Raw genomic sequence first — 17462 nt, forward strand, 5'->3', positions numbered from 1 at the left:
ACTCCTCTTCAGCCGATTAATTAGGCAACACTTAATTTATTAAGGCAATACCTAATATTATACCAACAGCAATCGAAAAGGCAACGGCGCGGTCAGCCTTTTTGTCCATTCTATTTCTGAGGGAAGTTACCTGCAGCGCCGCCAAAGGATGTCGACAGCCGTTTGTCGCTTGTGTAACTTTTATGTTCTTGCTAACGTGGTACTAAGTGAAGCATCAAGCAGTGGTGTAAGGAGGAAAGCGCTTGTGACAGCGGGCTTGGATGACTTATACCGCCAGCATATGAATGACATTTACCTTTATCTATATAAACTATCTGGAGACAGGCAGACCGCTGAGGATCTCACCCAGGAAACTTATTTTCGCGCTTTCCGATTTCTGGATTCCTACACCGGAGGCAAGGTCCGCCCATGGCTGTTCAAGGTAGCGTATCACGCTTTCATCGATTGGCACCGCAAGAAAGCCCGACGCCGCGAGCTTCCCCTGGTTATGCAGCCTGAAGCCACTGGTCCGCCAGACAGCGATCCCGAGAGCAGAATGCTTGAGCAGGAATTGCATGAGCAATTCGAGACTCTTGCCCGGGAGCTTCCGCATAAACAGCATCAGTCGCTGCTGCTGCTTTACTATCATCAGCTTACCTATGAGGAAATCGCCCAGGTTCTGGGTATCCCGCTGGCCGATGTCAAGATTTCGATCTACCGCGGCAGACAAAAATTACGTCAGTTATGGAGGAAGGATAACGATGACCCAGCCATCCGATGAACAATTGAACAGCAGGATCGCGGCTTATTTGCGGGGGGAGCTTACAGGGGAAGAAGTCAATCTTCTGCGTAGTGAGCTGGAACAAAACGAGACCTTTGCCGGCCAACTGGAGCTGCTGCTGCTGGGACCGCCTCCCGGCGAATCGGAAAAGCCGGAACATGGCGGCATGCCCATTGCCATGCAATCTAACATCATCCGCCGCAGCAAGTTGCAGAGCCGGTTCTCGGTGGTTTCGATCACCTTTACAACGCTGGCCGCCATTTTCCTTGTATCTGTTTTGTATGGGTATTCCAATGTTTTCTTCGCCACCCGCTGGTTTGGTCCGGATGCCCATGCCATGATCCGGGTCACCAGCGATGTCATTTCATTCACGAAGCCTGGCATCAAGGTCGGCAATTCAGCAACCGGAAGCGCGCTGCTCACGTTCACAAGCGATTATGAGCTCCGGGAGCAGGTGGGCAGAGGCGAGAATACCGTCGGCTATTACCGGGAAAATTGGTTTTTTGCCAAGGTATCGAGCCGCTATGACTGGTCAGGCGGCCAGCATGCCCTTCCCTTCTTTTTCCGGTACCCGGCAGAAGGCACCGACCTGGCTCCTCAACCTTCGAGCGGGAATGGATGGCTGACGCTGGAGAAGCTTCCGGAGGGAACCGTCTCCCAGCTTGCCGTCTCGTTCCGGCATTTGCTGACACATGACGAATATTTCGCGATCATCAAAAAATACGACCTCGACACCATCTGGTTCGCCGTCGATACAGGGGTGGAAAGCAAGCTGTCCGCAAGCAATCCGTTCCTGGGCTCGGGCCTTGTGTTCGGTTATGCTCCGGATGCGCTGCCGTACGGAGATGAGGATAACCCGGGCAGCTATACCATAGAAGACAACGCGGAAGGCGAACGCCGCGCACAGACCTATTTGAGGGAGATCCGTTATCTGCTTGACCACGGAAGGCTGACAGAGGCGCTGCTGCGCAATAATGCACAGAACCCGCAATTCAAAGCAGCGAACCTGGAGGACCGCTACAGCTATTTGATGAAAAATGGCGTCAAGCTGTACGGCGCCGTATTGACCGGCCCGACCAAGGAACTGCTCAAGCTCAAACAGGAATCCGAGCTCGACACTCCCCTGGTGGGGTCTACGGACTGGTGGAACTGGGACCAGCAGCAGGCGAGCGGCGTGGAATACAGCCATTGATTAATCCAGCCAGCCATTCTTCCGGGCAATTCCGATCGCATCGATCCGGTTTTTGGCCTCCAGCTTCTGGATTGCCTCCGACAAATAGTTCCGTACCGTTCCGGCTGTCAGAAAAAGCTTGCCCGCCATATCGACCGCCGATAACCCTTCCGCGGCAAGCTTCAGCACCTCGCGCTCGCGTTCGCTGAGCGGGTTCTCCGCTTCCCAGAATGTCATAGCAAGCTCGGGGCTGACTGCCCGGCCGCCTTGATGGACGCTGCGGAGCGCTGCGCCCAGCTCATCGATCGGCGAATCCTTGAGCAGAAAGCCCTGTACACCGGCACGCATCGCGCGCTGAAAATATCCGGCCCGCGAGAAAGTCGTCAGAATGACCACCCGGCAGGAATGCTTTTGCGCCTTCAGGCGTTCGGCCACGTCGAGCCCTGTCAGCTTCGGCATCTCAATGTCCAGGATGCACAGATCCGGTACAAGCGACTCGATCATGGAGAGCGCCTGCTCGCCATTTTCCGCCTGGCCGATCACCTCAATATCGTCCTCCAGATCAAGCAGCGCGCTGAGTGCCCCGCGCAGCATGGCTTGATCCTCCGCCACAATGACTTTCATGGTTATTAACCCCCTTTATTCCATCGATTTGGTAACCCGCGGCACTGTGAAGGTTACAGAAGTGCCGCTGCCTTTGAATGGCGCGAAGCTCAAGTCGCCCTCGACCAGCTTAAGCCGCTCCTTCATGCCGTTCAGCCCGTTCCCGTCAGTGACCCCCGCAGCGGGGTCGATGCCGCGGCCGTCATCGGAAACTTTAAGATGAAGCAGATCCGGCTCCCCCCTCCACTCCACCGTGCATGTTCTCGCCTTGCTGTGCTTGACGATGTTCGTGACCGCTTCGCGCAGGCACATGCCCAGAATATTGTCGGCAAGCGGTGATGCCATGCTTTCCGCAAGCTCGCCGCGAACCTCAAGCACAATATCTGCCGCAGCCAATATTTGTTTCGCGTTTACCAGTTCGTCCCGGACCGTTACGGCATTCATCCCGGATACCAGCTCCCGCACCTGCTTCAGCGCCGCCCGCGAGGTGGCGTGAATATCCTTGACCTCCTGCGCGGCGCGCTCCGGATTCTTCACGATCAGCCTCTCCGCAAGCTCGCTCTTGAGCGTGATAAGCGACAGGGTATGACCCAGCGTATCATGCAGATCGCGGGAGATCCGCTGCCGCTCCTCGTTCTTGGACAACCGCGCAATCTCCTCGTTCGCCAGATTGAGCTTTTCCCGCAGCTCAAATGACTTTTGCCCCAGCCGCAGCGCAAAAGGCAGGAAGAGCATCACCAGCATCGCAGGTACAATCTGGATCATGTCATTAGCGCTCAGGTACAGCTGATAGTACAATCCCACGGCAATGAACAGCGCAACCATCGCGCCCATTCCAACGTACATCTGCTTCCTCGACGATATCAATCCGATGATGGGGGACGGATAGAAGGCCATATAAATGAAGCCCGCATTATACCGGTAGCAGAACAGCCCTATAATGATAAGCTGCAAAAAAACAGAAATAAGCCTTCCCCGGTTCACTTTGGAGCTGTAGAGATACAGGGCTGTAAATACGGCAAGGACAAGGAGTCCGATCACAAGCTCCCCAACGGGACGGCTAAACAGCTCGGTGAGCGGAAACGCCAAGTAAAACAAAAAAACAAATGAAAAGTAAAGGGGCGGCCCTTTACGGGGCCGCACGGCCGATCGCTTCATATTACACCGCTTCCCGCTTTTTAATGATATAAGAGGATAATACCATAAATACCAGCACATACGCTGCCAATATCAGCACGCCTCTCCAGTCGAGGGAACCTCCGGCCACCAGATTCCAGGCTCCCTGGCCAAGCCGGAAGGTCGGCGTGAATTGGGCCAGATTCTGCAGCTCCGCCGACATCGTGGAGGTCGGCATCCACAGACCGCCCAGCACCGAAAGCCCCATATACACGATCATGCTGATCACCTGTACGACATCCGCATTCTTGATCGTGCCCAGCAGCGTGCCAAGCGCCATGAAGGAAAAGCCGCCGATCCATATCCACAGACCGCTTTCGATCCAGACGGCCGGGGATAAATCGATGCCCTTGGCAATCCCGCCGATGATGAACATCATGGCAATAATAATCAAATTAATGAACGCCTGCGCCGCCACCTTGGAGAAGATATAGGACCATGATGGCAGAGGGGTAATATGCAGCAGTCTGATCCATCCTTGAGAGCGCTCCTTGGAGATCCGCTGGGAAAAGGACATGAGGCTTGCCCCGATAACCCCGTATACCGTCATGGACATGAGATAGTACGAGCTGAAATCCACACCCCCGACCGTTGTATCGCTTCCCATCGCACTGGTGAAGATAAAGAAGAAAGCTACCGGCATGATGACCGAGAAGAAAACAAACCGTTTATTCCGTGCCGTGCGAATCAGCTCCGCTTTGCACTGCGCCCATGTCGCCCGCATACTTGTGTTTTTCATTATCAATCTCTCCTATCGTTGGGTAGTTTGCTGAACAAGCGCCTGGAAAGCATCCTCAAGTCCGCCGCTGGCAATTTCAATATCGCGCATATCGATCCGTTTCTCTACAAGGGCGGCGATCAATCCGTCCGTATTGCCGCTGAACAGTCTGACCTTCCGTCCGCTCCACTGGATATCCGTGACTCCCGGCATTGCCGCCAGCGAATCCGGGGTGACGGAGGCTCCGGCAGTGAACGTTATTACACGGCCTGTTGTTTCCGCCTTGATCTCGCTTGGCGTGCCATCGGCGATCAGCTTCCCGTTATTGATGACCACAATCCGGTCGGCTACACTGTCCGCTTCCTCGAGATAATGGGTCGTCAGCACAATAGTCCGGCCTCTTCCCGCCATGGCGCGAATCGTATCCCAGAAGAGCTGGCGCGAGGAGACATCCATCCCGACTGTCGGTTCGTCGAGAAACAGCACCTCAGGATCGCCTGCTACAGCCAGCGCGAATCCGAGCCGGCGCTGCTGTCCGCCGGAGAGCGCCGTTGCCATCTTGTTCTTCTCCTTCTCCAGGCCGGAAATCCGCAGCAGCTGCTCAAGCGGCAGCGGCTTCTCGTAATAATGGCGGAACAGCTCTATCGTTTCATTCACTTTCAGATTATCGATGACGCTGACATCCTGCAGCATCGCGCCGATCTGGTCGCGGATCCGCGGGTCCCGGGGGTCTCCCCCGAGCAGCTTGACGCTGCCGCTGGTCGGCTGATGGAGGCCAAGTATCATGGAGACCGTTGTTGTCTTGCCTGCGCCGTTGGGGCCAAGAAGCGCCACTACGCTGCCTTTCTCAATCGTCAAGGATAACCCGTCGACTGCTTTCTTCCCTTTATAGATCTTCGTCACCTGATCCAGCTGTATGGCTGCTGTCATGGATTCCCACCCCTTATTCCTTGTTTGCAGTAGGCCTTGTGCTGCGGCCTCTTTGTTGATTTCATCTTACCAAGACGTGATGCCGGCAGGTATTCACGAATGTAATGTCTTGCGCATGACAAATGTCATACAGGTTGGATCCATCAGGGAGGGAAGCAGTGCGGTCAGGGAGACGCGAATTTCTTTGAATGGAATTTGACATTATTAATAGAATGTGATATATTATAAATCTATATGTAGTGTAACCTCATGGTTTTCCCCGATTTAGTTTTAGTTAAGATGGTTATCCTCCCATCCAGTTAACACATTCCTTTTATCACGGCTGCTTTAAGGAACACGGATTCAAACTGGCGCGGTCATTGGAACCGCAAGGACGACTGAGAGGTAAGGGCTTTCGTTGTTTTCGTGCAAGTGAATCGAAGACCACTAAATGTTACGCTATTATATACATCGCATATGCGCTCCGCTGAATCGATCGATCGGTTTGACGGCGCAGGCTAAGCGACTAATACAAATGACCCCCGCTGATTAATCAGCGGGGGTCGACTAATTTTCAGGGGCTTCATCCTGATGATGAAGGGCCAGGGCGGAGAATGGCTTAGCGATTCTCCGCCAAAGGATGCCTGATCCATATCGTAAAATCCGCGTTCTCCCAGGTCCGGGAGTCCGTCCAATAGAAAGTGAACTCCACGCCCGTCAGCTTGTCGCTGGCGGATAAGGGGATATCAAACCAATAAGTCCCGAACCCGCTGCCCCGCATCTCATCATCATGTACGGTGTGCCAATTATCCATGCTCCAGTGAATGCGCGCCTGAGCCAGAACCTCGATCCGCAGAGGCTCGCCCACATTCGTCGAGCTGACCTTATGATTGAAACGCCAGACGTTGCGCAGCGCAGGCGGCCCATCCTTATAGCGCTCGGCAACGATCGGCACGCGGTCGAATAATTGATCATCCTGCAGACTCCGCAGCAGGTTGAGATATTCCGCATGAGCCCATACCAGCGGCATAGCGGAGCCAGTCGGCTTGCCCCTGTGCAGTCCCTTGTCCGGAATGTCCGGAAGGGTCCACAGCTGTTCGGGCAGCAGTTTATTACCGGCGGCGAAATCCTCAAGGGCGCGCGCCAGACGCTCCGCCTCCGCTTTATTTCCCGCTGCCAATTCATAGTGCGCCCGTTCTCCCGTAAGCAGGGGCCATGCCTGTCCGACCCCGTAGCCCTGGAAGGGATCACCGTTCTCATGCTCGCCGTAGCCGTCATGATTATACCGGTACCAGCTCGGCCCGGCAGGCAGCTCCACTTTAATTACCTTATCCACCACCTGCACAGATTTCAGGATATGCGGATCATGGGGCGGGCGTATGCCGTAATCGACCAGCTGCAGGAATCCCGCATCCACCACATCATCCACCGGGAACTCGCTCTGCACATCCGGCGCCAGATTGCGGATCGGGATTTTGCCTTGATGGAGACTATCGTGATCCGGATTGCCGACCACAACCGTGTTCAGCCGCTCGTAATGGGCAGGCAGCTCCGGATCGAGCAGGCTGTTCGTCGTATAGGTCCACGCATCCAGATTGCTCGCCCACCAATCCGCAACCTCTGTCAGATAGACGGAATGCTCCCGTTCGCCTTGTGCATCAGCCAGATCGGCAGTGCAGATCAGCGCCGTGATCATGGCCGCCAGCGTCGAAGGGGAATACCCGCCGTCCTCTTCCCACCGCTCCTGCCCGGTCACCGGCCCCTGCCGGATCAGAAAAGCCGCTGCTTTGAACACCATCGGCCAAGGGTCGAAGCCCTCCAGCGCATTTCGTTCACTCAGCCGCCAGGCGAGAATAACCGGAAAAGCCGTCTCATCCAGCTGAATGCCATCCCAGAAAGGGCGTCCGTCAATCCAGTTGTTCTGATGCCAGCCTCCGCATTCCTGCTGAATTCCGGCCAGGTAGAGCAGGATCGCCCGGGCGCTCTCCACATCGTCAATCGCCATATGGCCCGTTGCCGTCTGTACCAAATCCCGCGGCCATACCAGATGGTAACCGCCCGTCTGACCGTCCGCCGTGCTTGTCTCCCCCCACGGGAAGGAAAGCGAAGCGATCGTCCCGCCGGGATGGAGCTTGTCCTGATGGCTCAGCAGCACTTGGACGCTTGAACGGAATAATGCCCCGTCATCCCCCGTACAGGCGGATAAATTACGAATAGGCTCCGTTCGTTTTTTCCACTGATCCACGTAGGCCGTGTAGCAGTTCTCATAGCCTGCCTCTATCGTGGCATAGGCCTGGCCTGCCGCTTCCTCCTCCGTCTTCCCGAAGCCGAAAACAAGCGTAAACGCCCCATCCTCCGGCAAATCGATCTGTCCTGTGAGCACAACATTGCCGTTCGGGGCCGAATCAAACTCATTCGTCATTCTATAGTTTGCGGCGATATCCTGCCAGCCGCCGGAGGTACCGGCATATCCGACCGAGCGTTTGCTGAAACCGGAGGAGCACATAACGGCAAGCGTGATGGAGCCGGAGGAAGCGAGCAGCATAGGATTACCCCGATATTCGCCGATCCGCGCGTCATTGTGGTAACCCTGATTTCCGATATGCGGGGAGGTCAGCGCGAACAGCGAATAATCCGCAAGCTTTCCCTCCAGGGGAATGAAGCGGACCTGCTGAATCAGCGTATTTCGGGAAGGGTCCGTGATCACATCCTTGGTAATCTCATACCGTCCCGAGAGGCAGGTGTTCGTAATCCGGAAAGCGGGCGCCCACAGATCCAACCGCTCCATTTTATGCCTGGTACCCGACTTCTCCTCAGAGAAAAATCCATCTCCCGCCACCACGAACTGCGCATCTTTTATATTTGCCGTATCGACCTGCGGATAATAAACCTCATTCATTATCCCTTGCGAAAAAGTGAACCATACCAGCGATTCGGGACTTGCCGCGGTACCCACACCGGATTTGGCCCCTGTCGTCCAGGTCGGACGCTCCCCGGGTCTGCCGAAGGCTTCATTCATCTGCAACAATCCCCCTGTATTCTTATTGTTGTCCGTGCACATGCCACTAATGATTATATTTTACCCCTGCAGGGCGGCCGTAAACTGCCCGTCCATGCTGCGTGAGGACTGCTCATTTTAGCATCGACAAAAAAAAGCGTCCTGATCGGACGCGCGCTTGGAGAACAATTTAAGATAAAAAGCAGCTTCAGCCCTCTTCGAATCGAAACATCACACGGCAGGACAACCTAAGTGAGCAAACGCTTGGCGCGCCGGTTCGTCAACCGGCAGGAAAACTCCGATTCCCGGATACATGCTGCTGCCGGCGGAAAGAAAGACTTGCCTGTAACGGATCGGAACTAACCCGCCTGCGCTTTCCGTTCTGGCTAATATGATTCTGGAGTAGTTTTCTTGGTGTTCCGGAGTCTTCGGCTCCATATTCCAATACTTATCGGTATCGCCGTATTGATGGAATTTTCGAATCAATCTTTGATACCAGTCATCGTGCCGGGAAAGCAGATGGTTCCTCTTGAAAGTTTGTATCCCATTGATGGCATGCGATTCCCACTGTTCGAACGATGCTGCATCGTAAGTGGAGCGAGCCCGTATGGGAAGATCGTAATTGAAATGAAAATCGATTAGATTCATACGGTTCTCATAAAATAATTCGCGGGGAATATCAAATAAATCGCGGAATGGTTCATTAAACTCCTTGATATCCAACGTCGGGGTTACGATCATGGCTGGAAGAGATAAATTTGCCATCAATTGATGCGCCTGCTCCAGAGCAAGCTCCAGGGATCGTCCCGCCATTTCGGGCAGGATCGGAAGATATCCGGCAGCTGCGAGCAGATCATTGCGCTCATCGGAGGTGCATTCAAGATATTCGGCAATACGAAGCATCGTTTGACGGTCCGGCAATCTGTGCGAACGTCCAACCAGCAGGTTTTTATACGTCAGGCAGGCCTCGTCGTTCAGCTCCTGCTGCGTGAATCGTTTTAACGAAGGATGGGATTGATCGGCATATTGACGCTGGCGCTTCATACGAAGCGTTTCGATTTCTCCCAATGCGGCTTTCAGCCATTTATGCTGCGGGCTCCGGTTTCCATGCACGACTTTCCCCCCTCATTCAGGTCCAGGTGTAGTTTTACACTTGGGCTAAATGTTTTACTAAAGTATACTTCTCCATAAAACCGAGGTCAATTTACGCTCACTGGAGCATGGATGACTATCGGATAAAGACGTATTCTCTATTGTTAGATCAGGATAGGAGGAAGCAATATGAAAGCGGTCGTTATGGTCGATTACGGGACTCCCGAGGTTCTGCAGGAACAGGGAACAGCCAAACCGGAGTTGAAAGAAACGGAGGCGCTTGTGGAAATGTACGTAACGACGGTCAATTCCGGGGACCATCTTATCCTCTCAGGGGCGTTCCGGAATATCATTCCTCTCCGGTTTCCGCATGTTCTTGGTATTGAAATCGCCGGCGTGGTGAGAGAAGTCGGAGAGAAGGTTAAGCATGTGAAGCAGGGCGACCGTGTCATAGGGCTGACTGCAGCCGGCGGAGACTATGCGGATTATGCGGCAGTGGATGAGAGGGGACTCGCAGTTATCCCGTCTATGCTTTCGTTCGAGGAAACCGCCGCGTTACCGGCTGTCGGGTTGACCGCATGGCAGTCGTTGTTTCAGTACGGCGAGCTGCAGCCGGGACAGCGCATTCTGATTCACGCAGGTGCTGGGGCTGTGGGTCATATTGCCGTTCAACTGGCCAAGCGGCACGGGGCTTACGTGATTGCCACGGCGCGTGGCGACAATCAAGAATTTGTACGGCAGTTGGGGGCTGATGAGGTGATCGATTACGTCACAACCGATTTTGCGGAAGCTGTCAGCCCGGTAGATATCGTGCTCGATATGGTGAGGGACGGCGGAGAAACGGAGCGGAAAAGTTACACGGTCCTGAAGGACGGAGGCAAGCTTCTATCCCTCGTATCCCCGTCAATCAGCAAGAATCCGCGCATTCGCGGCATCGAAGCCCAATTTGTCCGCCCAGAGCCGAACAGCAGCGATTGGTCATCCCTTATGCGCAATGTCCAGGACAAAAAGCTGAAGGTGCATATTGAGCGAATTTTTCCATTCAGCGCCGAGGGAATTGCGGAGGCGCATCGCGCGAGCGCAGCCGGCCGTAAGAAAGGTCAGCTCCTGATTGCACGGAATCCGTAACCGCTTGAACTGTTCATGCCCTGGTCAGCTTCGATTCCGGCTGATTGCCAAATGAAGAAAACGGGAACAACAGCATGTACTCCCGCCGCCAGGTGGGAGCTATTTGACGCTCATCTTAATTCCACATCATATAACCGGCTCATCAAAATATTTTATAATGTCGACGACGCCTGGCAGACCAGGGAGGACAACATCTCGGCATCGATCGCTTGCCCCTGCCGCAGCTTGATCGTTTTCCTCTCCGGCGGCCCGTCGAAGCCTGCAGGAAGCGCAAGCTCCGCGGTGTTGAAGATCGTGAAGCTTACCGCATCCTTCGACGTCGAGATGACAGCCGCATATTTGCCGTTTTTCAAGAAATGGGGCTTCTTATATTGAATCCGCTCATGAACATCCGGAATCGCCCCGTGCACAACCTCGCGCAGACTGGCGCATAGCTGCCCCTGCCACGGCTCCTTCACCGCTTCTATAAAATCCGTTACTTCCTGGTTCATTTGAGACTCTCCTCTGCAAGATGTAATGGGTGAATATTTCTTACCGCCAGGTAATCAGCCGCTTTCACTAATGTAGTTAAAGAGTTGTTACCTGCTAAAATCCGTCTCCTATCTACACAACGAATGAAAAACCGTTAAATCGACAAAACCGGAAAAATAATGTTTTAACTTTTTTTCAGCATGTCGATCTGGCTGTGCAGCTCGTCCTCCAGGACCCGCATTCCCGGATCCTGTGCCGGTGTCCTGCGGTCAAAGAGCTGGCGCAGCTCGATTACACCCTCGCCATAGCCGTGAGGATCCGGGACACGCAAAGCCCATTCAATCGCTTCCTCTTCGGATTTCACTTCGATGAGCGTAAATCCCGCCACCAGCTCGTTCACCTCTGCCAAAGGCCCCGAGGTTACGGAGGGTTGGCCCCCGGGCCTGGAAAACGACATTCGCAGTCCGCTTGAGCTCGGATACAGCCGCTCGGCAGCGAGCAGCACGCCGGCTTTCTCCAGCTCCTCGTGATAGGCGTTCATTGCATCGATGCTTTCGCGGCTTGGCCGGACACCCGCCTCCGAGTGTCTGGTCGCTCTCGTCATCAGGATAAATCTCATAAGTATCCTCCTCCCATTATCCTCCCGATTCGCATTCAGCGGCACGCCTAAGCAGCAGCTCGCGCTCGCGTTCATTTCTCGTCAGCGATGCCGCGCGCTCAAACTCTTCCCTCGCTTCCTCCCGGCGCCCCAGCTTGACCAGGAGATCGCCCCGAACGCTCGGCAGCAAGTGGTATTCCTTTAATGCCGGCTCGGAAGTCAGCTCATCGACGAGCTGAAGGCCGAATGCCGGCCCGAACGCCATCGCAATGGCCACAGCGCGGTTCAGCTCGACCACCGGCGACGGCATCACCCGCGACAGCGCTTCATAGAGCGCGGCAATTCGCGCCCAATCGGTCTCCCCGGCATTACGCGCTCTGGCATGGCATGCGGATATCGCTGCCTGCAGCGCATAAGGGCCGAGCGGGCGGTCGAGCATCTGGGCACGCTTGAGCGCAGCCAAGCCGCGGCGGATCAGCAGTTGATCCCACTGCGCCCGGTTCTGGTCCATAAGCAGAACCGGCTCGCCTGTGGGGCTCACCCGGGTTTTGAACCGCGACGATTGAATTTCCATGAGGGCAACCAGGCCGTGAACCTCCGGCTCCGCTGGCGCAAATTCCGCAAGGACGCGCCCCAATCTCAGCGCTTCCTGGCAGAGCAGCGGGCGTATCCAGCTGCTTCCCGACGTTGCCGCATAGCCTTCGTTGAACAGAAGATAGATGACCTCCAGCACCGTCGCAAGACGTTCCTTGAGCTCACTGCCGGATGGAACTTCGAATACAGCCCCGGCTTCCCGGAGCGTCCGCTTCGCGCGGACGATCCGCTGCGCGATGGTCGGTTCAGCAGCAAAGAAGGCCCGTGCAATTTCATCGGTTGTAAGCCCGCCCAGAAGGCGAAGCGTCAGAGCAATCCGAGCCTCGCGGGACAGAACCGGATGGCAGGTCATAAAAATGAGACGCAGGAGATCGTCGCCGATCTCCCCGTCCTTCGCAGCTTCCAGATCATCTTCTGTGTATAAATCGGCGCTGCGTCCGACCTCCTCATATTTCCGGTCGCGCAGCTTGCTCCTCCGCAAAAAGTCGATCGCCCGCCGCTTGGAAGCAGCCATAAGCCAGCCGCCGGGGTTGTCCGGAATTCCGGAATCCGGCCACCGTTCGAGGGCGATGACGAGCGCATCCTGCGCGAGATCCTCGGCGAGTCCCACGTCGCGCACCATTCGGGTCAATCCCGCGATAAGCTTCGGCGATTCAATACGCCATACAGCATCGATTGTCCGGTGGGAAGCGGAGTGCGTCACGGCCTGCTGCGCCTCTCCATTTCCTCACGCAGCGCATCATGATCCGCCAGCAGCTCCGGATTTTCCGTCAGCTCCGGGCCCTCGAATACTTGGCGAAGCTCGATCTGTCCCTCGCCAAAGCCGTGAGGATCCGGCATGCGCATCGCCCATTCAATGGCTTCTTCCCTCGATTTGACCTCAATCAGCGTGTAACCGGCGATCATCTCCTTCGCCTCGGTGAACGGTCCGTCCAGCACCTTTGGCTTGCCGCCCGGCTCCGGATAAGAGATCCGGATTGCGCTTGAGCTCGGATGCAGACCATCGGCAGCAAGCAGCACGCCGGCCTTTACCAGTTCCTCGTTATACCGCATCATCGCTTCGAACAGCTCTTCGCTCGGCATTGCGCCGGCTTCTGAATCCTTTGTGGCTTTGACGATCATCATAAATCGCATACGTGGTATGCCTCCTCTTATTTTGCTAAAGCCTGCTGCACCACCCGATTCGGGCGGTTTAACCTGCCTCTATATAGACGACGAACGAAAGACGAACGGATCGACATGCGGTTTAATAAATTTTTTTCGGCGGAAAGCAGCGGTCATACGTCACGGGTACGCGGCAGCTCAAAGATTGCGGTATTCGGCTATGATTTTCACCTGGGCAAACAAACGAGCGCCTCGTTACGATGGGATCGCGTACGAGGTCATTGCCTCAAAAACCCATCCAGGAGGTCGCTCTACTATAAGTTTAAAGCGCAGGACAACCAAAATCAATTCATTGAAGTCTTTTAACATATTTTTCAAGCGCATAAAAGGCAGCAGTACGAGACAGGCCTTATTTTAGAAATCTGTATGTTCTTCTTCAGTCAGTCCCTGCCGGATTGCCTTCGACTGTTCCTTCCGGTAGAACAGCTCTCTTATTAAAGCCCCGAGAGTGCCTGAAACAACTACAATAAGAAATAACTGAATAATCTTCACGAAGAGAAAAGGAGATCTAATAACAATGAAACAAGATAGTACAATTACTATTGGATAAAATATTAGACGGAAATACAGTTGTTTGTTCGATTGTATGACTCCACCTCCTTTGTAACTATTATCCTTGTTTGTAATAGTACCTCTGAAAGGAGCCTGAATGATATTTATTTTTATGGAGGAACAGAACCCGAGAATCTGAACTTTTCATTCTATGATGAAAAAGCCGTACCTTACTCAGCAGTGATATCTGTTGTTGATGATTCTCAGCTCATGCGGGAACATGAACCTACGGAACCTCGGCGTCCGTCGTCCGATACTGCCCGACGAAGCGATCTCTAAGCAGGAAATTCCGGCCTGGAGTGTGAATCTGCCATTGATCGGAGGCTCCAGCAAGGTAAAACCTGACTACCAGCCAGATATCTCATAACCCGCCACTCGAAACAATCTCCAAGCGGGAATTTCCTGCTAACAGCATATATCCGCCGCCGGCTGGACTCTCCAGCAAGGAAGAATCTTACTGTATCGGCTCCTCAATGCCGTCAGAACTTAAGGTGATCATAACTGCCCCGACTTGAGCCGGGTATGCAAGAAGAAACGGCTGTCGCCGTCCTTTTGGCGGCAGAGGGAGTTTCTCCCCTTATTAAGGGAAGAAAAGTATGGAGAAGTTTTATACTTTGTTATATTTTAAGAAGAACCGGCTGTCGCCGTGCTTGGCGGCAACGCTATTTTCCCCCTAAACGATCAGAAAAGGATGAGACATCCTTTCCTGATCGTTTAGAAAAAAGACCATAGAAGCCTATCGCTTCCATGGTCTTTCTCGGTCCTGCCGCCCTATGATGGCCTAACATCACTGTGGCGGTGTGGCGTTGCATGACGGCTGTCCGACCACATGTCCGCACGATCAGCCCAGCATGATCTCCACACCGGCCTCCTGAAAAACACCAGCCAGTTCTCCCTGCGGCAGCTCTTCGGTAATAATGCGGTGCACTTCGGTAAAAGCCGCGAAGGATACCAGCTCCTTCTCCCCGAATTTGCTGTGGTCGAGCACCACATTCACCTCCGCGGATTGCCTGATCGCAAGCTTCTTGATTTCCGCTTCGTACATATTGGAATTGCTGAAGCCATGAAGCAGACTGACGCCGCTTGTCCCCAGAAAAGCGCGGTCGAACGCCATGCCGGCCACCGTTCCGGCAGCGATCGGGCCAACCAGCGATGCCGTCGCATCAAGCAGCGTTCCTCCGGTGACAATCACCGGAATTTGCTTGCCTGTAAGCTCGGCCGCCACATTGAGGGCGTTGGTCACGACCGTAATGCCGGCGGCGGACTTCAGATAGCGAGCCACCTGCAGTGTTGTGGAACCGCCGTCGATAAAGACCGACTCGCCGGGCAGAACCCGCTCGGCTGCCCGTTTTCCGATCCGGCGCTTCTCCTCGGTCATATAGCCTGCGCGTTCCTGCAGCGCAATGTCATTGCCGAACACAATGGCCCCGCCAAAGGTGCGCTTCGCATGTCCGGCCGCTTCCAGCTTCTCGAGATCCCTGCGGATGGTCATTTCCGTCACAGCGAATGCTTCCCTGAGCTCGGCGATTTTCACTTCGCCTTCAGCGTTCAACCGCTCCAATATTTGCTGCTGACGATCATTAAGCGTGATGCTCATCGTATGCGGTCCTCCCGCCAAACGGCTTTGTCTGATTTTTATCTATTATTCACGATTTCCAGGCAAGGTTCAACTCCAGCTTGTAAAGGACCGACTCACCTGGTTCAAGCTCGCGGTAACAGCCTGGGCCGCGCACGCCGTCCACCGTACAGTTGGCCGGCTCCAGACCCAGCACATGCTCGCCCGCCCCGGGCATCCGCCACTGCAGCAGACGGGGCAGCGAGTCCACCGACCAGCGCAAGCTTGCGCTTATCGGCTGAGAGCCTGCCCCGACGGGGAAAACCGGGCAATGAATCACGGCTTCCGCCATCCCCTGGCTATCCGCCGCGTCCTCCGCCAGATGATGCTCATACACATGTTCGGCTGCAGCCGGATCGGGCTTCTCCCAACGGTCATAGCCTTCAACCGGAATTCCCTGGGTGACGGGTATCACTTCTGCCTCGGGAAACGAGATATGCGTCCCTTCGCCAAGCAGCGGGAAGCCGAAATTGAAATGGTACAGCATCATATGCGGGCAGCTGGCGAAGCCGGCATTTTCCACCCGGTCCTCAATGGCGATCCGGTTCTGCCCCAATCTGCTGGTGATGGTGCGGACCAGCCGGAGCTTCGTGCCGAACATGGCCGTCTCCTCCACGGTTCCGGAAACGATCAAATCCAGCTCGTCTTCGTTCCAGACGGCGGCCGCATTGACCTGACTGGCCGGGGTATGATGAACCCGGCCGTGCAGGCCGTATCTTCCTCCGCTGTCTTCGGCCGGCGAGCCCACATGGGCAAGACCACAGGTCATCAGCAATCCGCCGGAAGCAGTGCGCAGCCATCCAGTGCCTTCCGCTTCATAATACGCCGGATGAACATCCCCATTGGGAGACTGCCAGCTGACCGGCATTCCCCCAAGCTCTGCAAGCGATATATCAAGACCCTTGGAGGGTATGACGTAATAAGTCAAGCCGGCGCCGGTCCGCACCTGAATGGCTTCGACATCCCTCTCCTTGCCTTCCGTCAGCTGCATCCTCCGTACTCCACCGATCTGGCTGATGCTTCCAACGCGCGCTTCCAGCTCCCGGCGGGTCCAGCTTCTTCCGTATAAATGCATTCGAGCTCATCCTCCCAAAGTACGTTCGGAACCGGATTTCCAGCGTAACAGACCGCCGTCATGCAAGCCTGACGTCTACCGCCGGCAACTGCCCGCGGTTCGGGCCGATACCGCTTCCCTGGATGCAATCAGGCTTCGTCTTCCGTAATGACGGGCATCCGTTGAATCGCCGGATCGGTGAAGATATCGTATTCGTCCCGGCTGGTGCTGGAAAATTCGGATACGATCGCACCTTCATTCCCTCCCTGAAACCAATGCCTGGTGCCCGGGGCAATCGTATACTGCTCGCCCGGATTCAGCTCCACCTCGTGAAAAACCGTATAATACGGGCTGCTGCCGAGCGGCACTATGGCCGATATATTCTTCGAAGGCTCGCCTTCCACATAAAGGAAAACCTTGCCCCAGCGGCAGCGGAAGGTCTCCATTTTCCCCGGCTCCCCGTTAATGGGGGGGTGAATATGCTCCGGACAGGTCTGCCGCGGAAATAACACAAGCTCCTTGGCGCAGTAGCGGTCTGTATTCACATAAGTAACAAGCTCGAGGCCCTGCGTTTCCAGCTGGCCGAGTCCAAAACCCGCAACTTCAATTCCAGCTTCCTCCTCCGGCGCAAGGGTAATGCCTGCCTCTGCGAACATCGCAGCCGCACGCTGCTGCGCTTGCCTCACTTCGCTTCTCAACATAAGCTGATGACCTCCCTCAATGATATCGCTCAAACCTGTAAGAATGTTACCCGAGAATCTTCATTCGCCAATCTGTTCCCCAAACGCATGCCGGGAGAAGCGCAGGTTATGAAGCCTGCACCACAATCCGGCCAGGCGCGGGCCAATTCGAAGACGAA

The 17462-nt window shown here is 55.0% G+C and carries 16 protein-coding genes; 3 read left to right on the forward strand and 13 right to left on the reverse strand.

Going from position 1 to position 17462, the window contains the following annotated elements; all coding sequences use genetic code 11:
* Positions 1 to 244: 244 nt before the first annotated feature.
* A complete protein-coding gene (locus ACFOLF_RS15505) occupies positions 245 to 760 on the forward strand; it encodes an RNA polymerase sigma factor (protein ID WP_379114160.1) in 516 nt (171 codons plus the stop codon).
* Positions 741 to 1952, forward strand: a complete 1212-nt coding sequence (locus ACFOLF_RS15510; protein ID WP_210043327.1) for an anti-sigma factor — start codon at positions 741 to 743, stop codon at positions 1950 to 1952. The genes ACFOLF_RS15505 and ACFOLF_RS15510 overlap by 20 nt, the downstream gene beginning before the upstream one ends.
* Here ACFOLF_RS15510 and ACFOLF_RS15515 read toward each other — a convergent pair whose 3' ends face one another.
* The 6 genes from ACFOLF_RS15515 to ACFOLF_RS15540 all read right to left on the reverse strand — a co-directional run bounded on the left by ACFOLF_RS15515 (position 1953) and on the right by ACFOLF_RS15540 (position 9379).
* A complete protein-coding gene (locus ACFOLF_RS15515; protein WP_210043336.1) occupies positions 1953 to 2555 on the reverse strand; it encodes a response regulator transcription factor in 603 nt (200 codons plus the stop codon).
* Positions 2556 to 2570: 15 nt separating this feature from the next.
* Positions 2571 to 3692 carry a sensor histidine kinase gene (locus ACFOLF_RS15520; protein WP_210043346.1) on the reverse strand — a complete coding sequence of 374 codons (1122 nt, stop codon included), beginning with the start codon at positions 3690 to 3692 and terminating at the stop codon, positions 2571 to 2573.
* Between the two features lies 1 nt (position 3693).
* The gene (locus tag ACFOLF_RS15525; protein WP_210043348.1) at positions 3694 to 4449 is read right to left on the reverse strand and encodes an ABC transporter permease; all 756 of its coding nucleotides are present in this window, start codon (positions 4447 to 4449) and stop codon (positions 3694 to 3696) included.
* 12 nt (positions 4450 to 4461) lie between these two features.
* Positions 4462 to 5358, reverse strand: coding sequence for an ABC transporter ATP-binding protein (locus tag ACFOLF_RS15530; RefSeq protein WP_210043351.1), 897 nt, complete (start codon positions 5356 to 5358; stop codon positions 4462 to 4464).
* A 598-nt stretch (positions 5359 to 5956) separates the two neighbouring features.
* Positions 5957 to 8356, reverse strand: a complete 2400-nt coding sequence (locus tag ACFOLF_RS15535) for a glycoside hydrolase family 15 protein (RefSeq protein WP_210043353.1) — start codon at positions 8354 to 8356, stop codon at positions 5957 to 5959.
* Between the two features lie 210 nt (positions 8357 to 8566).
* Positions 8567 to 9379: an MmyB family transcriptional regulator gene (locus ACFOLF_RS15540; protein WP_210043758.1), complete on the reverse strand. Its 813-nt coding sequence runs from the start codon at positions 9377 to 9379 to the stop codon at positions 8567 to 8569.
* 237 nt (positions 9380 to 9616) lie between these two features.
* On the opposite strand from ACFOLF_RS15540, the gene ACFOLF_RS15545 reads away from it, so the two are divergent.
* Positions 9617 to 10555 (forward strand): NADP-dependent oxidoreductase, encoded by a 939-nt coding sequence (locus ACFOLF_RS15545; protein WP_210043355.1) that lies wholly within the window; start codon positions 9617 to 9619, stop codon positions 10553 to 10555.
* Positions 10556 to 10707: 152 nt separating this feature from the next.
* Here the strand turns inward: ACFOLF_RS15545 and ACFOLF_RS15550 are convergent, their stop codons facing one another.
* The 7 genes from ACFOLF_RS15550 to ACFOLF_RS15580 all read right to left on the reverse strand — a co-directional run bounded on the left by ACFOLF_RS15550 (position 10708) and on the right by ACFOLF_RS15580 (position 17304).
* Positions 10708 to 11046 (reverse strand): DUF1801 domain-containing protein, encoded by a 339-nt coding sequence (locus ACFOLF_RS15550; RefSeq protein ID WP_210043362.1) that lies wholly within the window; start codon positions 11044 to 11046, stop codon positions 10708 to 10710.
* Between the two features lie 164 nt (positions 11047 to 11210).
* Complete coding sequence (locus tag ACFOLF_RS15555; protein ID WP_210043364.1) at positions 11211 to 11645, reverse strand: YciI family protein; 435 nt, start codon at positions 11643 to 11645, stop codon at positions 11211 to 11213.
* A gap of 16 nt (positions 11646 to 11661) precedes the next feature.
* Positions 11662 to 12921, reverse strand: a complete 1260-nt coding sequence (locus ACFOLF_RS15560) for an RNA polymerase sigma factor (RefSeq protein ID WP_210043374.1) — start codon at positions 12919 to 12921, stop codon at positions 11662 to 11664.
* On the reverse strand, positions 12918 to 13352 hold the full coding sequence (locus ACFOLF_RS15565; RefSeq protein WP_210043376.1) for a YciI family protein: 435 nt from the start codon (positions 13350 to 13352) through the stop codon (positions 12918 to 12920). The genes ACFOLF_RS15560 and ACFOLF_RS15565 overlap by 4 nt, the downstream gene beginning before the upstream one ends.
* A 1423-nt stretch (positions 13353 to 14775) precedes the next feature.
* Positions 14776 to 15531 carry a DeoR/GlpR family DNA-binding transcription regulator gene (locus tag ACFOLF_RS15570; protein ID WP_210043378.1) on the reverse strand — a complete coding sequence of 252 codons (756 nt, stop codon included), beginning with the start codon at positions 15529 to 15531 and terminating at the stop codon, positions 14776 to 14778.
* 49 nt (positions 15532 to 15580) lie between these two features.
* The gene (locus ACFOLF_RS15575; RefSeq protein WP_210043379.1) at positions 15581 to 16624 is read right to left on the reverse strand and encodes a DUF4432 family protein; all 1044 of its coding nucleotides are present in this window, start codon (positions 16622 to 16624) and stop codon (positions 15581 to 15583) included.
* A 128-nt stretch (positions 16625 to 16752) separates the two neighbouring features.
* On the reverse strand, positions 16753 to 17304 hold the full coding sequence (locus ACFOLF_RS15580; RefSeq protein ID WP_210043380.1) for a D-lyxose/D-mannose family sugar isomerase: 552 nt from the start codon (positions 17302 to 17304) through the stop codon (positions 16753 to 16755).
* Positions 17305 to 17462 lie beyond the last annotated feature (158 nt).

Source organism: Paenibacillus sepulcri, from assembly GCF_042647105.1.
Classification (GTDB): Bacteria; Bacillota; Bacilli; order Paenibacillales; family Paenibacillaceae; genus Paenibacillus_Z; species Paenibacillus_Z sepulcri.